The following is a 17,341-nucleotide window of genomic DNA, read 5'->3' on the forward strand; positions in this document are numbered from 1 at the left end:
AAGGTTATGAGGGTGCAGCAGGAAAAAATCTGCGTTTCACACGCAGAAACTGCGTTGGAAACCCTTCCGAAAGCGAGCGGCAGTATATCAAAACCTTTTCAGCATGCAACAGACTTTCGTGCCCTTGTGCGCGTTTGTACCGGAACATTTCTCCGGCGGGGGGGTCAAATTTGCAGGGGGCGTGTGTTTGTACGATGTTTTCAGTGTGATTTCGTCACCGTCATTCCTGATAAACGGTCAATGCGCCGTTGTGATGGCTTTCCCTGATCGCCCGGGTGCCCGTAATTATCGGGTCCGCCACTGTTGTGAACGAAAGGAGTGTTATGCAGAGCAGAACCCTGGGCAGCACCTTCATCATTGCCGGCACGTCCATCGGTGCAGGGATGATTGCCATGCCACTGGTGACGGCGATGGTGGGTTTTCGGGCCGCCGTCATTTTGATGGTGGTGAACTGGTTGCTGGCGGCGGGTTCCGGTCTGCTGGTCGCCCAGGTCTGTTGTGCCCGCACCAATGTGACGACGCTGTTCGGCGCCGCCAGCGAACAGCTGGGTAGGCCCGGCCGGGTGGCGGCGACGCTGGCCACGATCTGCCTGCCCTATGCGCTCTGTGCGGCCTATATTGCCGGTGCTGCCGGTTACCTGGCCGGCTCCCTGGAGCACTGGTTTGGCCTGGTACTGCCCTTTGGCGGGGATGTCATTGCAGTCACCCTGGTGTTTGCCGCCGTTATCCAGGCTGGCACCCGTTATGTGGACTGGGTGAATCGTTCCCTGTTCCTGCTGCAGCTGGCTATGCTGGCGGTGCTTCTGGTGGCTTTGCTGCCGGCCGTTGACCTGGCCCGGCTGGACAGTCCCATGACCTCGCACAACTACCTTGTGGCAGCCCTGCCGCTGTTTTTTACCTCGTTTGGTTTCCAGGCCACGGTGCCCAGTATTGTCCGTTATCTGGAGGGGGACCCTAAACGTTTCCGGCCCGCCATCCTCTGGGGGGCGAGTTTACCGATGCTGGTCTATCTGCTCTGGACGGCGGCGTCCAACGGGGTGGTATCCCACGATGCGCTGGTGCAGATGAGCCGGGAGCAGGAGCCCGTCAGTGCCTTGGTGATTTCGCTTACCGAAGCCAGCCATTCTGCTGGTGTGACCTCAGCCATTAGCCTGTTTACCGCCTTGGCGCTGACCACCTCCTTCCTCGGTGTAGCGCTGGGTTTGTTCGACTACATGGCGGAAGCCATGGGACATACGGATTCCGCCAGGGGGCGCTGTCGAACTGCGGCTATCACGTTTCTGCCCCCGTTGATTGCTGTGTTACTGGTGCCGGGTGCTTTTATTGCTGCACTCGGATTTGCCGCGGTGGCTCTGGTGGTGCTGGCACTGTTGTTACCAGGATTGATGGTAAACAGGCTGTATGGCAGTCAGTTGGCTACCTGGCAACAGTCGCTGCTGTGGCTGGTAATGGCGGTTGGCGGAGTGATTATACTGGCTCAGTTGGCTGTTGCGGTGGGGTTGATGCCCCGTCTGGGTTGAGTGAAGCTGGTGGGATGAGGTGAATAGGATTGCTGCTGGCTGAGGGCTTCAGCGGGAAGGGGGATTGACTATTCCCCGCGTTCCAGGGCCTTGAGAGCGATGCCGACGACCAATACCCCAATGGCTTTGCCCTTATCCATGACGGGCACGGAAACCTGTACCGACATGCTTCGGGTACTTTTGTCAAACTCAGGCTCACCGATAACGATCTTGCCTTTGCCATTGTTATAGGCCTTGATCCACTTGTCTTCATCGCCCTGCCAGTAATCCGACGTGAACTGGGTGACGGCAACATTGGCGCCCTTGTTGTCACAAAGGAACATTTCAGAGTACCGGGGTTTGTGTTTATTCGATACTTTGCGCAAAAACTGTGCAGCAGGATGGTGAAAGGCCCGAATCATCAGGTTGTTGGGCGACCCTTTTTGCTTCATGACCTGCTTCCAGCTTTTATCCATTTTCCTGATGGCGCTGAGTCTCATATTCAGTTCATTCTGCTTTCTGACCGCATCAATGACTTTGTCCAAGCTGACCCAGGTTTTGATCATCCGGATATCCTCCTCCAGCTGCGCTTTCATGACAGAACTCAGGCGGGCTTGGGCCTGCAGGGGGGTATGAAAGCTCAGTAGCAGGGTCATCAGTGCCAGGAGGCAGAGGCGATGCATGGACGTTCCCTCGTCACAAATCAAGGTGGTAATAGAATCACTATAGAAGACTCTTGCGCCCTTGGCCTCTCCCGGGGAGGGGGCGGTTATGTAGAACATTGTCGTCTGTTACAGGCAACAGGTATGGAATGCCCTATAATCATGCACAGCTGTACAAGAATAATAACGATAATGTGGCAGCATGAAGCGTTTTATCCGGTTATCTTCTCTCATGTCTCCCTATCTCGCTGGCGGGTTATGCCTGTTTCTGGCTGGTTTTTTTCTGGTTTCCTTTTGGTTGGCTGAAGAGTCAGCTTTGCTCCCCGGCGATGTATCCGGCGAATCTGCCGGTTCGGCTATTACTCAGAGTCATCCGATCATTGCTCCAAATACACAATTGTCGGACTCTTCTGGTGCATTCGATAATGGCCTGCCCCGCTCATTGCGGGGAACCGTGCCGGATGGTGTGATCCAGCTGGATGCGGACGGCAACCTGGTCATTACCCGCGGTATTCGGGATCGATTTGATTACTACCTTGCCACACTGGGGGAAATCTCACTGGTTCAGCTGGTCGACAGGATTGAGTCTGAGCTGACAGCAGGCTATGCCCCGGAAGTGGCTACTCAACTGAAAGCGTTGCTGCATCAGTACATTGATTACCGTGAAGCCTTAATGGTTGAAGCGCTTGAGGCGTTGCCGCCCCCGGAGCATCAGGTGGATATCGCCGCCTACCAGCAGCGTTGGCAGAAACTGTTTGATCTGCGCCGGCGCCACTTTCCTTCCGATGTCGCGGACGCTTTCTGGGGAACGCAGGAACGGTATGACCAGTACGCACTGGAACGCATCCGTCTCCGAGATGATCAGAATATCTCTGATGAAGAGCGTTATGCAGCGCTATCCGCACTGGCTGAGGCTTACACGGACGTGGCCAGTGCTTCAATCGCTGCTCATCGACCATTGGCGTTGTTGGCGGCGCTGCAGTCAGTCGCATCCGAACAGACAGATACTGCGGCGTTATACGCCCAACGGACTTCTGTCTGGGGAGATGCTGCCGCTGAGCGGCTGGCGGCCCTGGATCAACAACGGCAGGCGTGGGAGCAGCGTCTCCAGACCTACCAGCAAGAGCGAACCGCGCTGGAAGCAGCCGGTGTTGATGAAGCTGCGCTGGCCACATTGCAGCGTCAGCACTTTTCTGACCATGAACTGCGGCTTGTGCAGGTCATGGAACGTTTGCAGTAGTAGTAAACATCCGGCGTTTTCCGGATGAATCCTTGGAACTCTGGGCAGTCGGGAGTGACATCAATAACAACAAGAATCAACGAAATCGGGATTGAACAGCGCAATGACAACACAGGTAATGAAAGCAGGTATCGCCGGACTGACGCTGGCGGTATTGCTGGCTGTCAGCCAGCCATCACAGGCGTTCTGGTTCTGGAAAAAGAAAGATACCTATACCGAAACCCGGTACCCCATCGTTCTGGTCCACGGCATGTTGGGCTTTGATTCAGTTTTGGGTGTTGATTACTGGTACCGGATCACCGGTGAGCTGTCCCGCAGTGGCGCCGAAGTCTATGTCGCGCAGGTCACCGCGCTGGACAGTTCCGAAGCCCGTGGGCTGGAGCTGATCACCCAGCTGGAAAACCTCAAGGCGATTACCGGGGTCGAGGGGTTTAACCTGATCGGGCACTCCCATGGTGGGCCAACCAGCCGGGTGGCTGCCAGTCTTCGGCCGGACCTGGTGAAGTCTGTTACCAGTGTCGGCTCACCCCATAAGGGCAGCCCGGTGGCGGATGTTGTGCTGGGTGTCAGTGAAAATGCTGTAGCAGAAACTGTGGTGGCCGGTGTACTGAATGGTTTGGGAGCGTTGATCAATGGCCTCTCCAGCAACCCGACCGATAAGGGGCAGGATGCCATGGCTTCTCTACAGGCTCTCAGCCTGGCAGGCAGCGCCGCTTTTAATCAACAGTATCCGGAAGCAATTCCTGCTGATTGCGGTGAAGGGGAATATGAAGTCAACGGTATCCGTTATTACTCTTGGAGTGGAACGAAACCCTTTACCAATCCGCTGGATGTCACGGATTACGCCCTGACGCTGGTGGCCCAGGCGATCGATGAGCCAAATGACGGGCTGGTAGGCCGTTGCAGTTCCCACATGGGTATGGTGATTCGGGATAACTACAAGATGAATCATCTGGATGAAGTGAACCAGATTTTGGGGGTTCACAGCCTGCTGGACACGGATCCGGTTACGGTATACCGGCAGCATGCCAACCGGCTAAAAAACGCAGGATTGTGAGCATGATGGGAAGGGCTGAAAATGCCCTTCCGTTGCTTGTTAGGATTACTCTTCGTCGGGGGATGTTTGGCGAATAAAATACGGCAAGAATGTTGCCTGCATCATCTGTCTTGAAAATGAATCCTTGTAATTAATTATTTAAATTGTCACATTTTTTTGTGTGATTGATATTCGCCCTCATAAGCTACATCGTTTCTTGCTATCTTAGCCATTGCTTCATCTCTTGTGTGTGCCTCAATATGACAAACCCGTTCAAATCCTCTTTTCACTAAACTATTCATATATAACAACCGAGCACAAGAACCTATCAAAACATGAATGCATATAGAGAACACCCAAAGCATTATTGAATATGTTTCATATTTTTTGGTTTTTTCCTTAGCATATAAGTGTGTTGTCAACTTTATTTTCTCATTGTCTGGCATTTCAGAATATCTAACTGAAACATTTTCCCAAAAAATATATGCATATTCACTGTCAGCGTTGAGAACATCCTGTGGTAAAAATATGGATTGGTTATATTTATTATTAATGGCTGTGGACATGACAACTTTCAAAAAAGCAAACATAAGTATCATTAAAAAAAACAAAAAGGATGTTGAATACATTTTCTTGATAAGAAACCAGAGCCATGGAAAAAGCATAGCTATTACTGAGAACTGATCGCTTACAACAATATCTTTGTAAGTAGGGTGTTTATAGACATAGAAATTATTCAAAGAAGAGCCCTCAATAAACGTCTCTATATTGGCAGTAAATAGATATGAAATATAACATCTCTTTATTATATATATGATTAACAATAAAGCATATAACAGCGAATAATCAATTTCTATTAGGAGATCATAAAAAGCGATTTGGTTGTGTGAAATACGTGTCCCTGATAAAGAACCATTGATTGCCTTTTTTTCTGATCGTTGTGTCCTTGAGGCTTTTATAGACATATTGGTTGGTGATGGGGTAAAGGATGTTCAGTGCGGCTTCAATCATGCGAGCATCTCCCAGCCCTTTAATCTGGAAACTCTTTTTGAACAGGCGCTGGAATTCAGGGAGAAACTGGCTGGTGGTGGGTTGCTCCAGGTAGATATATTGCTGATCCACTTTGGCCATTGTCAGGCCTTCGCTTTTTTTTGTGTTGTGACCTGTTTGACGCTTTCGGATGTCAAAGCGGTAAAACTGAGCTGTAAATAATGTATCAAGAACCTTGTCTTTCAGTGGTTGGGCTCTGGCTTCAGGGTCGATGCTGTTCTGTGGTGCAGGTTGGTCCAGGCTCTCATTTTCCACAGCAGAGAGTTCCGCTATGGAGGTTTGGGTAATCACTGCCACCAGGATGGCGAGTACAAAAAAGAGGGTATATTTCACGCCATGAATCCTTTCTTAGCGCACTTCTTTTTCTGAGAGACTTATTTGCCCGCCGAAATTTGACTGTGAGCGACAATCCTCCCGTCTTACCTCTTTATTTAAGACGGTTTCGCTGGATGGCGCGTAGGCGGAGGATAATACGGCCTGACTTTCGGTCGGACTTTCGTTATGCTTGCCGCCTTTTTTATTCAGTGAGGTTTTACGCTGGATGCACGTCAGCGACTTTCACTTTGATCTGCCAGATGATCTGATCGCCCGTTACCCCATGCCTGAACGTACCGGCAGTCGCCTGCTGGTGGTCAATGGTAACGACTCCCTGGAACACAAGCACTTCAGTGATATCGTGGAGCACCTCAACGAGGGTGACCTGCTGGTGCTGAATGATACCCGGGTGATTCCGGCGCGCCTGTTTGGCCAGAAAGCCACCGGTGGGAAGATCGAAGTCATGGTCGAGCGGGTGCTGGATGAGCATCATGTGCTGGCGCAGATTCGGGCGAGTAAATCCCCCAAGCCGGGTTCCCGTGTGATCCTGGAGCAGGATGTGGAAGCGGAAATGGTGGAACGCCAGGATTCCCTGTTCCTGTTGAAATTCCTCACTGATGAGCCGGTTCTGAAAGTGCTGGATCGTCTCGGCCATATGCCGTTGCCGCCTTACATCACCCGTGAAGATGAGCTGAGTGATCGTAGTCGTTACCAGACGGTTTACGGCTGTAAGGACGGTGCGGTTGCCGCACCGACGGCCGGCCTGCATTTTGATGATGCCCTGTTTGAGCGCCTGGCAGAGAAGGGTATTGAGAAAGCCTTTGTCACCCTGCATGTGGGTGCCGGTACGTATCAGCCAGTACGCGTGGATTCTATTGAAGACCACCACATGCATTCGGAATACCTGGAAGTTTCCGAAGAGGTCTGCGAAGCGGTGCGTCGTACTCGTGAGCGGGGCGGCCGCGTGGTTGCCATTGGCACGACTTCCGTGCGCAGCCTGGAAACTGCAAGCCGTGACGGTGAGCTGAAACCCTACGCCGGCGAAACGGATATTTTCATTTACCCCGGTTACCAGTTCCAGACCGTGGATATGCTGGTGACTAATTTTCATCTGCCGGAATCGACCCTGCTGATGCTGGTGTCGGCCTTTGCCGGCTATGACGAGATCATGCACGCCTACCGGGAGGCCGTGGCCGAGCGCTACCGCTTCTTCAGTTATGGCGATTCGATGCTGCTGACCCGCAAGGGCTGAGGCCCTGTCGTTATTCATGACACAGGCAGCACAGAGTTTATTGCGTTTACGGAGTCTGCAGACAGTCAATGCGTAAAGAATGTTTCATGTCGTTCGAGAAGCTGGGACAGGACGGTCTTGCCCGTCGTGGCCGGCTGACCTTTCCCCGTGGCACGGTGGAGACCCCCTGCTTCATGCCAGTGGGCACCTATGGTACCGTCAAGGGCATGCTGCCCCGGGATATCCATGAGATTGGCGCCGAGATCATCCTGGGCAATACCTTCCACCTGATGCTGCGTCCGGGTACCGAGATTATTCGTCAGCACGGTGATCTGCACGACTTCAACGGTTGGGAAAAACCGATCCTGACCGATTCCGGTGGCTTCCAGGTATTCAGCCTGGGTGAGCTGCGCAAGATTACCGAGGAAGGGGTGTCCTTCCGTTCACCGGTGGATGGCGCCAAGGTGTTCATGAGCCCGGAAATCTCCATGCAGGTGCAGCGGGAGCTGGGTTCCGACATCGTCATGATCTTTGACGAGTGCACACCGGGTGATGCGGATAAGAGCCAGGCGGCGGATTCCATGGAGCTTTCCCTGCGCTGGGCGGCCCGTAGCCGTGAAGCCCATGCAGACAGTCCGTCCGCACTGTTCGGTATTATCCAGGGCGGTATGTTCGAAGACCTGCGCCAGCGTTCTCTCGACGGTTTGCTGGAAGTGGGTTTTGATGGCTATGCGATCGGAGGCCTGAGTGTCGGTGAAAGCAAGGAAGACATGCACCGCATTCTCAGCCATACCCCGCACCGGATTCCGGAAGAATATCCCCGTTACCTGATGGGCGTGGGTAAGCCGGAAGATATCGTCGAAGCGGTTCGTCGTGGTGTGGATATGTTTGACTGCGTCATGCCGACCCGCAATGCGCGCAACGGTCACCTGTTCACCGACGAGGGTGTACTGAAGATCCGTAACGCCGTCCACAAGCATTCCGAAGAACCACTTGAAGCCGGTTGTGACTGCTATACCTGTCGCAATTTCAGTCGCGCCTATCTCCATCACCTGGACAAGTGCAATGAAATGCTGGGCTCCATGCTCAATACCATTCATAACCTGCGCTACTACCAGCGGGTGATGGCTGGATTGCGGGCAGCCATTGAACAAGGTAAATTGGAGCACTTTGTGAGCGGGTTCTACGCTAAACGGGGCATGCCGGTACCGGAACTCTGATACCGGACGCCGTCTGTTATCCGGATGCTGGCCGACGGCGGCATCGGAACCATGAATGTTAATCTCAACGCGTTGTAAGCAGGAGTAACCGGGGAAATGATTCCTTTTATCAGTCAGGCGTTTGCAGATGGAGCCGCAGCGGCTCCCCAGCCGATGGGCGGCATGTTCCAGTTCGTGATGCTGGGTGTATTCTTCCTGATCTTCTGGCTGTTGATCTGGCGCCCCCAGAGCAAGCGTGCCAAGGAGCACAAGAACCTGATCGGCGGGTTGTCCAAGGGGGATGAGGTGGTAACCTCCGGCGGTATCCTGGGCCGTGTCTCCGGTGTGACCGACGACTACGTCACCCTGCAGGTGGCGAACAACATGGAACTGAACTTCCAGAAGTCTTCCGTCGTGGCCGCCCTGCCGAAGGGAACCATCAAGGCGATCAAATAACAGGAATGGACAGGGCTGGCCGCTAAGTGCGGCCAGCTCTTTTTTGTCTGTGCGGAGGGTTTCTCCCGGTCGGTCCTGGGCCGTACCGGCAGGTGGTTGCCCGTGTACAGTTCAGGCATTCAGGCCTTGTCAGTAGCAGGAAACAAGAGAGCCATGCTCAATCGTTACCCTTTATGGAAATACCTCGTCATCCTGGTTGTGGTGGCGGTTGGTATCATTTACGCATTACCGAACCTGTACCCGGATGATCCGGCGGTGCAGATTTCCGGTACCAGCTCCTCCCAGACCATCGGTCAGCCCGCGCTGGATAAAGCCACTGCCATCCTTGAAAAGGCTGATATCGCCATCAAGGGTGAGGAAGTGAATAAGGGCTCCGTGCTGATCCGTCTTGAGAACTCGGAGCAGCAGCTGTTGGCCCGGGCGTTGATCAAGGACAGTTTGGGCGACGACTACGTGGTGGCGCTGAACCTCGCACCCACAACACCGGAGTGGCTGACCTCCATTGGCGCCCACCCGATGAAGCTGGGTCTGGACCTGTCCGGTGGTGTGCACTTCCTGCTGGAAGTCGATACCGACAAGGCCGTGCAGACACGGATGGAAGTGTACAACACTGAAATCCGGACACTGCTGCGCAAGGAAAAACTGCGCTACCGCAGTCTGCCCGGCGGTGGTGAAACCGGTGTGCGTGAGCTGGGTTTCCGCTCTGAAACCGTCCGTGACAAGGCGGTTAAGGCAATCGGCAAGGATTTTCCCGACCTGATGGTGGAAGCCAGTACCCGCGGTGACCTGTTCACTGTGCGTTATCAGCTGACTGAGCAGCGTATCAAGGAAATTGCCGATTACGCGGTACGCCAGAACCTGGTGACAGTCCGTAACCGGGTGAACGAACTGGGTGTTTCCGAGCCGCTGGTGCAGCGCCAGGGTCGTAACAACATTGTTGTCGAGCTGCCCGGTGTGCAGGATACCGCTGAGGCCAAGCGTATCCTTGGTAAGACCGCCAACCTGGAATTCCGTCTGGCAGCACCTTATGACGCATCTGCTGCCGTCAGTGAGAATTTCTCTTTCCGTAATGATGAGCGTCGTACCGCTCGCCTGGAGCGTGATGTCATCCTGACCGGTGACCAGGTCTCCAATGCCCGTTCTACCTTTGATCCGCAAAGTGGCGGCCCGCAGGTCAACATTGATCTCGACAACCGTGGTGGCCAGCTGATCAACCGCGCGACCCGTAACAATGTCGGTCGCAGCATGGCGGTACTGTTTATCGAACAGAAGCCCGTAACCCGTTACGAGACCAAGATGGTCGACGGGCAGGAAGAGCGGGTGAAGGTGCAGTCTTTCCGTGAAGAGAAGAGCATCATCAGCCTGGCGACGATTCAGAGTGCCTTGGGTAACAGCTTCCGGATTACCGGTCTGGATTCCGCGGCCGAAGCCTCGGAGCTGGCTCTGCTGCTGAGAGCGGGTTCTCTTGCGGCGCCCATGCACTTCGTTGAAGAACGTACCGTCGGCCCGAGCCTGGGTAAGGAAAATATCCAGATGGGTATTAATTCCACCATCGTTGGCTTTGTGCTGCTGCTGGTATTCATGGTGGTGGTGTACCGGGTCTTTGGTCTGTTTGCCAACGTTGCCCTGTCCCTGAACCTGGTGTTGATGGTGGCGGCCATGTCCCTGCTGGGGGCGACGCTGACCATGCCGGGTATTGCCGGTATCGTCCTGAGCCTGGGTATGGCGGTTGACGCCAACGTGCTGATTTTCTCCCGGATTCGTGAAGAGCTGCGTAACGGGCTTTCCGTGCAGAAAGCGATTCACGAGGGCTATGACCGCGCGTTTGTGTCGATTTTTGACGGTAACATCACGACGTTGCTGGTGGGTGTCATCCTCTATGCCGTGGGTACCGGGCCGATCAAGGGCTTCGCTGTCACCCTGTCGCTGGGTATCATCACGTCCCTGTTCACGGCCATTGTCGTGACCCGTGCGCTGACGAACCTGGTGTACGGCGGTCGTCGCGATCTCAAGAAACTGGCTATTTGAGGGCTTATCCATGGCAGGTGAAAAAAGCACGTCCGATACTGCTGGAAAGCCGGACATGAAGGTCATCAATTTCATGAAGGTGCGGACACTGGCCACTGTGCTGTCCGCCATCCTGGTGCTGGGCTCCCTGGTGAGTCTGGCGGTTAACGGCATCAACTGGGGGCTGGATTTTACCGGCGGTACCCTGGTGGAGCTGTCCTATGACAAGCCGGCGGATATCAGTGAAATCCGTGATCAACTGGAAGCGATGGGTCACGGTGACGCTATTGCCCAGGAGTTTGGTTCAGAGTCAGATGTCCTGATCCGTATTCCCGGTGATATGGCGACGCTGGGTAACCGTGTGTCTGAGACCCTCGCGGCGCAGTACGACGGCACGGTAAAGGTCAAGCGGGTTGAGTTCGTCGGTCCCCAGGTGGGTGATCGTCTGCGTGAGCAGGGCGGGCTTGGCATGCTGATGGCGCTGGGTCTGGTTATGGCGTATATCGCTTTCCGGTTCCAGTTCAAGTTTTCCGTAGGTGCGGTAACCTCGCTGGCCCACGATGCGATTGTTGTCCTGGGTGTGTTCTCGTTCTTCCAGCTGCAGTTTGACCTGACGGTTATGGCGGCAGTGCTGGCGGTTATCGGTTACTCGCTGAACGATACCATCATTGTGTATGACCGGGTGCGGGAAAACTTCCGTAAGATGCGTAAAGGTACGGCGATTGAAATTATCAACGTCTCCCTGACGCAGACTTTAGGTCGGACATTGGCAACCTCGGGTACCACGATCATGGTGCTGCTGTCCCTGTTCTTCCTGGGTGGCGACATGATCCACAACTTCTCCGTAGCGTTGCTGATCGGTATTGTTATTGGTACGTCGTCGTCCATATACATTGCCTGCAACATTCTGCTTTACATGAAGATCAGCCGTGAAGACCTGATTATTCCAGTGAAGAAAGATGATGAGCTGGATGATATGCCTTAAATAAAGGTGGTATCACTGTTGCACAAAAAGCCCTCGTATAACAGCGGGGGCTTTTTTGTGGGGGGCGGTTAAGCGTAGTTGCGGACATCAAGGATTTGTCCGGTCATGTTGCCTTCGATACTGGCCTGGTAGGCGTTGGCTGTTTGCTCGGCGGAGAGCGTGCCTTCAGTGCCCATACCCATAGCCTGTGCGGTTTCTGTCACAAAAGCCGGGCTGACTGTGTTCACGCGCAATGATTCTCCCAGTTCAAGGGGGGGGTAGCCCGAACGAATCCTTCCAGTGCGCCATTCACCATGCTGAGGGAGTTGAGAGGTATGGGGTTGATTGATATGGGCAGGTTGGGGAGTCGGACGACTCCCCGGGTAATCATTACTTCAGGCTTTCACTGACAAACGGCTGGATGCGTGTCAGGATTTCGCGGAAGCACTTGGGGTTGCCACAGACGATCTGGCCTTTCTCCAGGTGCTTGTCGCCACCGCGGAAGTCGCCCACGAAACCACCGGCTTCGGTGATCAACAGGCAGCCTGCCGCCATGTCCCACTCGTGCAGGCCGAATTCCCAGAAACCGTCGAAACGACCGGCTGCCACGTAGGCCAGGTCCAGGGAGGCGGCGCCTGCGCGGCGGATGCCGGCAGTGTCACCCACCAGGTTGCGGAACATGCCCAGGTAGCTGTCCATGTTGGACATCTGGTTTTCGCGGAACGGGAAACCGGTGCCGATCAGGGCGCCTTTCAGGCTGGTGCGGTCGCTGACACGGATACGCTTGCCATTCAGGGTGGCGCCACGGCCACGGCTGGCAGTGAATTCTTCCTGACGGATCGGGTCAAGGATAACGGCGTGTTCGATTCTGCCCTTGTACTGGCAGGCGATAGAGACCGCAAACTGCGGCATGCCGTGGATAAAGTTGGTGGTGCCGTCGAGAGGATCGATGATCCAGAGGTAGTTCTCGCCTTCGCCGGTGCCGGGCTGATGGCCGCTCTCCTCACCCATGAAGCCGTGGTCGGGGTAGGACTTCTTGAGCATCGAGATAATGGCGCGTTCTGCCGCTTTGTCGACGTCGGTCACGTAGTCGTTGGCGCTCTTGGCCTGTACCTTGATGACGTCCAGCTGCTGATATGCCTGGGCGATAATGTCGCCAGCCTTGCGTGCAGCACGCAGGGCGATGTTAACCATCGGTTGCATGAGGGTCGCTGTGCCTGTGCAGTATTAAAGAACCGAATGCCTTCACGTTATGATGAGTATGTGAAAACGGACACCGCCGTTTTCGGGCGTGAAGGTCAGCAAAACAGGGCATTCTACTCCTGAGTTTTGCGCGGGTCACTACCGGATAATCGCAATGGTCAGATTTCTTCCCGCAGGGTGGGAAATGACGCCAATGGGTGGCCGGATCTGGTAGACTGCGCCGCTGGATGCGGTCGTGGCTTTATTCGGTCTGGCCGGTCAGATTTTTTTCTATTCTTTTTGCCGGTGGCTGCGCTAAGGCGTGGGTTGCCAAAACGGTTTCAGGTGGTTGGTTTATGTCTCTGGATAATGTGCGCATCGTTCTGGTGAATACGTCGCATCCCGGCAATATCGGGTCTGCTGCGCGGGCGATGAAAACCATGGGGCTTTCACAGTTGGTGCTGGTAGAGCCCAAGGCCTTCCCGGCACCGGAGGCAGTGACCCTGTCGTCAGGGGCGACAGATATCCTCGATAATGCCGTGGTTTGTGCCACGCTGGAGGAGGCTGTGGCTGACTGTGGTTTGATCATTGGCGCCAGCGCCCGGGTTCGAGGAATCTCTCTACCGTTGATGGAGCCGGGAGAGTGTGCGGAAACGGCAGTGGCTGAGGCGGGTGATTGCTCAGTAGCGCTCGTTTTCGGACGTGAGGATCGCGGGCTGACCAATGATGAGTTGAAGCTTTGCCACCGGCAAACCCATATTCCTTCCAATCCCGAGTTCAGTTCATTGAACCTGGCGTCCGCTGTTCAGGTCTTATGTTATGAGTTGCGTAAGGCGGATTTGAAACAGCAGCAGGCGTCCCTGGTGCCGGAATATCGCACCCATGATCTGGCCAGCTCTGAGGCAATGGAGCATTTTTACGGTCATCTGCAGGAAGTGCTGGCGGATATCGAGTTTTTCAAGCACAGTAACCCCGACAAGATCATGGCGAAGCTGCGTCGTCTGTACGGGCGTGTCCGTCCTGATCGGGTTGAACTGAATATACTCAGGGGGATTCTGTCGGAGATGCAGGTTGCGATCGGTAAGCAGCCCGCCGGCGGAAGAAAGGAAACACAATCGGTCTGAAGTCTATGTTTGAGCGAATACGTGAGGATGTCAGCAGTGTCTTTGCCCGGGATCCGGCGGCACGCAATACGTTTGAAGTCCTGACCAACTACCCGGGGCTGCATGCCCTGTTGTTGCACCGGCTGGCCCATAAGGTCTGGCTGGCGGGGTTCAAATGGCTGGCCCGATGTATTTCCACGTTCAGTCGCTGGCTCACCGGTATTGAAATCCATCCGGGGGCTACTATCGGCCGACGTTTTTTCATTGACCACGGTATGGGTGTTGTCATTGGAGAGACGGCTGAAATCGGGGATGACGTAACCCTTTATCAGGGTGTTACCCTGGGTGGAACAACCCTGAATAAAGGCAAGCGCCACCCAACACTGGGTAATGGCGTGATTGTCGGCGCCGGCGCCAAGGTGTTGGGGCCATTCACGGTGGGCGATAATGCCAAGGTGGGCTCTAATGCGGTGGTCACCAAGGCTGTGCCGGAAGGGGCAACCGTAGTGGGCATTCCCGGGCGCATTATCCGCAAGCGCCAGGTGGATGAAGTCCGGCGTCAGGCCATGGCAGAAAAGATGGGCTTCGATGCCTATGCCGTGACCAGTGACATGCCCGACCCGACGGCCCAGGCGATCACGTCCATGCTGGATCATCTCCATGCGGTGGAATTCCGGATCGAAACCATGTGTCAGGCCCTGCGCGATAAGGGGATGGACTGTGGTGAAGCGGGCTTGCCCAAGCTCAAGGATGAAGACTTTGAGTCTGTTTCCGTCAAGCAGCAGAAAGAACGTGTTGCTGAGGATGCCTGATCTTCTTCATTGATTGTTTCCCTGCGCAATAGGGCGTTATGCGCTATCTCGCAGGGAAACTGTCTCTATATCCTGCTGTAATTTACTTTTTCTCTGTTATAATCCGCAGCGCTTAAAACCTGTCTGTTGCACAGTGTTGGTCTTCACCAAAGTGCTTTTTTGCCAATGACAAGGAAAATCGACAGTTCCAATCTGAAATCGTCAGGCATGCTGGCGGTTCGGTTAGGTTTAATACTTGACTAATTTGCTCGGGTATTTGATACTTACCCTCGGATTTACTGTTTTACCGCCGGGGGAGTGATTTACTATGCGTCTGACGACCAAAGGCCGCTATGCGGTCACAGCGATGCTGGACCTGGCGCTGCATGCTGGTGAGAAGCCAGTCGCTCTGGCGGATATTTCTGAGCGCCAGGGAATCTCTCTTTCCTATCTTGAGCAACTGTTTGCGCGCCTGCGCCGTAATGCGCTGGTGGGCAGTGTGCGTGGCCCCGGTGGTGGTTATTGCCTGAGTCGGAGCAGCGAGGAAATCTTCGTCGCTGAAGTCATTGATGCGGTCAATGAGTCCGTGGATGCAACCCGGTGTCAGGGCGACGGGGATTGCCAGCAGGGCGATGTCTGCCTGACCCATCATCTGTGGTGCGACCTCAGCAAGCAGATCCATGAATTTTTAAGCGGAATCAGCCTTGCGGACCTGGTTCGGCGCAAGGAAGTGCAGAAAATAGCCTGCAGGCAGGATGGCGAGCAGGGAGCCGATCGGTTGTTGACCCCTGAAGAACAAGAGCAGCGTATCAACGCTGAATCGTTCTGAGGCCGATCTGACATTGAGAAAACGTCGCTCTGGCGAGCGAACAGCCAAGCGCACAAGAAGCAGATAAGCGCGCGGGAGATAATTCTGTATGAAACTGCCTATTTACCTTGATTATTCCGCAACCACACCGGTCGATCCGCGCGTGGCCGAGAAGATGATGCAGTGTCTGACCACCGAGGGTAACTTCGGTAACCCGGCCTCCCGATCACACCTGTTCGGCTGGAAGGCGGAAGAGGCAGTGGAAAATGCCAGGAAGCAGGTTGCTGAACTGGTCAATGCCGATCCTCGTGAGATTGTCTGGACGTCCGGTGCGACGGAATCCGATAACCTGGCCATCAAGGGTGTTGCCCGCTTCTATCAGAAAAAAGGCCGTCACATCATCACCTCGAAAATCGAGCACAAGGCGGTTCTGGATGCCTGTCGCCAGCTTGAGCGTGAAGGGTTTGAGGTCACTTACCTGTCACCTGATAGTGAGGGTCTGATCCAGCCCCAGGCTGTGGCGGATGCAATCCGGGAAGACACCATTCTGGTGACCCTGATGCACGTCAATAACGAGATCGGCACTATCACCGATATCAAGGCCATCGGTGAAATCACCCGTGAGCGCAAGGTGTTGCTCCACGTTGATGCTGCCCAGAGTGCCGGCAAGCTTCCGATTGATCTGGAAGACATGAAAGTCGATCTCATGTCCTTCTGTGCTCACAAAATCTATGGTCCCAAAGGGGTTGGCGCACTGTATGTCCGCCGTAAGCCCCGTGTCCGTATCGAAGCCCAGATTCATGGTGGTGGCCATGAGCGGGGCATGCGTTCCGGCACCCTGCCTACCCATCAGCTGGTTGGCATGGGTGAGGCCTTCCGCATCGCCGGTGAAGAGATGGTGATGGAGAATCAGCGCCTGCTGGATCTGCGGAACCGCTTCATCAATCACTTGTCCGATATGGAAGAGGTGCATGTGAATGGCAGCCTGGAGCAGCGTGTGCCGGGTAACCTCAATGTCAGCTTTGCTTTCGTCGAGGGTGAATCCCTGATCATGTCGCTGAAAGATATTGCCGTATCTTCCGGTTCTGCCTGTACCTCTGCCAGCCTTGAGCCCTCCTATGTGCTTCGGGCGCTGGGTCTGAGTGATGAGCTGGCACACAGCTCGCTGCGTTTCAGTTTCGGTCGCTTTACCACGGAAGAAGATGTGGATTATGCCGCAGACAAGGTCCGTCAGGCGGTACTCAAGCTACGTGAGCTGTCTCCCCTGTGGGACATGTACCAGGATGGCGTCGACCTGAACACGGTCGAATGGGTAGCTCACTGACCACCTTGACAGTGCCGGCCTGACCGGTCGGCGGGAGAAAAGACGATGGCTTACAGCGAAAAAGTAATCGATCACTACGAAAACCCCCGTAACGTCGGCAAGATGGATGCCTCTGACTCCCATGTGGGTACCGGCATGGTCGGTGCACCGGCGTGTGGTGATGTCATGCGACTGCAGATCCGGGTGAATGATGAGGGCGTGATTGAAGACGCCAAATTCAAGACCTACGGCTGCGGTTCCGCCATTGCTTCGAGCTCTCTGGCAACAGAGTGGATGAAGGGTAAAACCCTCGAAGAGGCGGAAACCATTAAGAATACCACCATTGCCGAAGAGTTGGCGCTGCCGCCGGTGAAGATCCATTGCTCCGTGCTGGCGGAAGATGCGATCAAGGCGGCGATTGAAGATTACCGCAGCAAACAGTAGCGATAAGCCTGAATGGGCTTGCGGTGAACGGATCGGAAGGAAGCCGGCCCG

At 54.7% G+C, this 17,341-nt stretch carries 18 protein-coding genes; 13 read left to right on the forward strand and 5 right to left on the reverse strand.

Annotated features, from left to right (window positions below):
* Window positions 1–323: 323 nt before the first annotated feature.
* Window positions 324–1,520, forward strand: coding sequence for an aromatic amino acid transport family protein (locus tag AC27K1_RS12130; RefSeq protein ID WP_487150879.1), 1,197 nt, complete (start codon window positions 324–326; stop codon window positions 1,518–1,520).
* A 68-nt stretch (window positions 1,521–1,588) separates the two neighbouring features.
* Here AC27K1_RS12130 and AC27K1_RS12135 read toward each other — a convergent pair whose 3' ends face one another.
* Window positions 1,589–2,182, reverse strand: a complete 594-nt coding sequence (locus AC27K1_RS12135; RefSeq protein WP_487150881.1) for a PDC sensor domain-containing protein — start codon at window positions 2,180–2,182, stop codon at window positions 1,589–1,591.
* Window positions 2,183–2,363: 181 nt separating this feature from the next.
* On the opposite strand from AC27K1_RS12135, the gene AC27K1_RS12140 reads away from it, so the two are divergent.
* Window positions 2,364–3,401 carry a lipase secretion chaperone gene (locus tag AC27K1_RS12140; RefSeq protein ID WP_487150882.1) on the forward strand — a complete coding sequence of 346 codons (1,038 nt, stop codon included), beginning with the start codon at window positions 2,364–2,366 and terminating at the stop codon, window positions 3,399–3,401.
* A 103-nt stretch (window positions 3,402–3,504) separates the two neighbouring features.
* Window positions 3,505–4,458: a lipase family alpha/beta hydrolase gene (locus AC27K1_RS12145; protein ID WP_487150884.1), complete on the forward strand. Its 954-nt coding sequence runs from the start codon at window positions 3,505–3,507 to the stop codon at window positions 4,456–4,458.
* Window positions 4,459–4,604: 146 nt separating this feature from the next.
* Here the strand turns inward: AC27K1_RS12145 and AC27K1_RS12150 are convergent, their stop codons facing one another.
* Together AC27K1_RS12150 and AC27K1_RS12155 are read right to left on the reverse strand one after the other, a co-directional pair.
* Window positions 4,605–5,177 (reverse strand): DUF2628 domain-containing protein, encoded by a 573-nt coding sequence (locus AC27K1_RS12150; protein WP_487150885.1) that lies wholly within the window; start codon window positions 5,175–5,177, stop codon window positions 4,605–4,607.
* 124 nt (window positions 5,178–5,301) lie between these two features.
* On the reverse strand, window positions 5,302–5,820 hold the full coding sequence (locus AC27K1_RS12155; protein WP_487150886.1) for a hypothetical protein: 519 nt from the start codon (window positions 5,818–5,820) through the stop codon (window positions 5,302–5,304).
* 208 nt (window positions 5,821–6,028) lie between these two features.
* Between AC27K1_RS12155 and queA the strand changes: the two genes are divergently transcribed.
* From queA to secF, 5 genes are all read left to right on the forward strand, one after another.
* Window positions 6,029–7,054, forward strand: a complete 1,026-nt coding sequence (gene queA, locus AC27K1_RS12160) for a tRNA preQ1(34) S-adenosylmethionine ribosyltransferase-isomerase QueA (protein WP_487150887.1) — start codon at window positions 6,029–6,031, stop codon at window positions 7,052–7,054.
* An 86-nt stretch (window positions 7,055–7,140) separates the two neighbouring features.
* Window positions 7,141–8,253: a tRNA guanosine(34) transglycosylase Tgt gene (gene tgt, locus AC27K1_RS12165; RefSeq protein WP_487150889.1), complete on the forward strand. Its 1,113-nt coding sequence runs from the start codon at window positions 7,141–7,143 to the stop codon at window positions 8,251–8,253.
* Between the two features lie 96 nt (window positions 8,254–8,349).
* Window positions 8,350–8,688 carry a preprotein translocase subunit YajC gene (gene yajC, locus AC27K1_RS12170; RefSeq protein ID WP_345197506.1) on the forward strand — a complete coding sequence of 113 codons (339 nt, stop codon included), beginning with the start codon at window positions 8,350–8,352 and terminating at the stop codon, window positions 8,686–8,688.
* Window positions 8,689–8,841: 153 nt separating this feature from the next.
* Window positions 8,842–10,716: a protein translocase subunit SecD gene (gene secD, locus AC27K1_RS12175; RefSeq protein WP_487150891.1), complete on the forward strand. Its 1,875-nt coding sequence runs from the start codon at window positions 8,842–8,844 to the stop codon at window positions 10,714–10,716.
* 10 nt (window positions 10,717–10,726) lie between these two features.
* Entirely contained in the window at window positions 10,727–11,680 is a 954-nt protein-coding gene (secF, locus tag AC27K1_RS12180) for a protein translocase subunit SecF (RefSeq protein ID WP_487150892.1), read from the forward strand.
* A 68-nt stretch (window positions 11,681–11,748) separates the two neighbouring features.
* On the opposite strand, the gene AC27K1_RS12185 is transcribed toward secF, so the two are convergent.
* Window positions 11,749–11,907, reverse strand: a complete 159-nt coding sequence (locus AC27K1_RS12185; protein WP_487150893.1) for a hypothetical protein — start codon at window positions 11,905–11,907, stop codon at window positions 11,749–11,751.
* A gap of 142 nt (window positions 11,908–12,049) precedes the next feature.
* Entirely contained in the window at window positions 12,050–12,862 is an 813-nt protein-coding gene (locus AC27K1_RS12190; RefSeq protein WP_487150894.1) for an inositol monophosphatase family protein, read from the reverse strand.
* A 335-nt stretch (window positions 12,863–13,197) separates the two neighbouring features.
* On the opposite strand from AC27K1_RS12190, the gene trmJ reads away from it, so the two are divergent.
* The 5 genes from trmJ (at window position 13,198) to iscU (ending at window position 17,290) form a co-directional block, all read left to right on the forward strand.
* Window positions 13,198–13,965 carry a tRNA (cytosine(32)/uridine(32)-2'-O)-methyltransferase TrmJ gene (gene trmJ, locus AC27K1_RS12195; protein ID WP_487150896.1) on the forward strand — a complete coding sequence of 256 codons (768 nt, stop codon included), beginning with the start codon at window positions 13,198–13,200 and terminating at the stop codon, window positions 13,963–13,965.
* Window positions 13,966–13,970: 5 nt separating this feature from the next.
* The gene (cysE, locus tag AC27K1_RS12200) at window positions 13,971–14,756 is read left to right on the forward strand and encodes a serine O-acetyltransferase (RefSeq protein ID WP_487150898.1); all 786 of its coding nucleotides are present in this window, start codon (window positions 13,971–13,973) and stop codon (window positions 14,754–14,756) included.
* A gap of 307 nt (window positions 14,757–15,063) precedes the next feature.
* The gene (iscR, locus tag AC27K1_RS12205) at window positions 15,064–15,564 is read left to right on the forward strand and encodes a Fe-S cluster assembly transcriptional regulator IscR (RefSeq protein WP_487150899.1); all 501 of its coding nucleotides are present in this window, start codon (window positions 15,064–15,066) and stop codon (window positions 15,562–15,564) included.
* Window positions 15,565–15,652: 88 nt separating this feature from the next.
* Window positions 15,653–16,867 carry an IscS subfamily cysteine desulfurase gene (locus tag AC27K1_RS12210; protein ID WP_487150901.1) on the forward strand — a complete coding sequence of 405 codons (1,215 nt, stop codon included), beginning with the start codon at window positions 15,653–15,655 and terminating at the stop codon, window positions 16,865–16,867.
* Between the two features lie 45 nt (window positions 16,868–16,912).
* Window positions 16,913–17,290, forward strand: coding sequence for a Fe-S cluster assembly scaffold IscU (gene iscU / locus AC27K1_RS12215; RefSeq protein WP_487150903.1), 378 nt, complete (start codon window positions 16,913–16,915; stop codon window positions 17,288–17,290).
* The last annotated feature ends 51 nt before the right edge of the window (window positions 17,291–17,341 follow it).

The sequence above is a fragment of the Kistimonas ophiarachnellae genome (assembly GCF_057552235.1).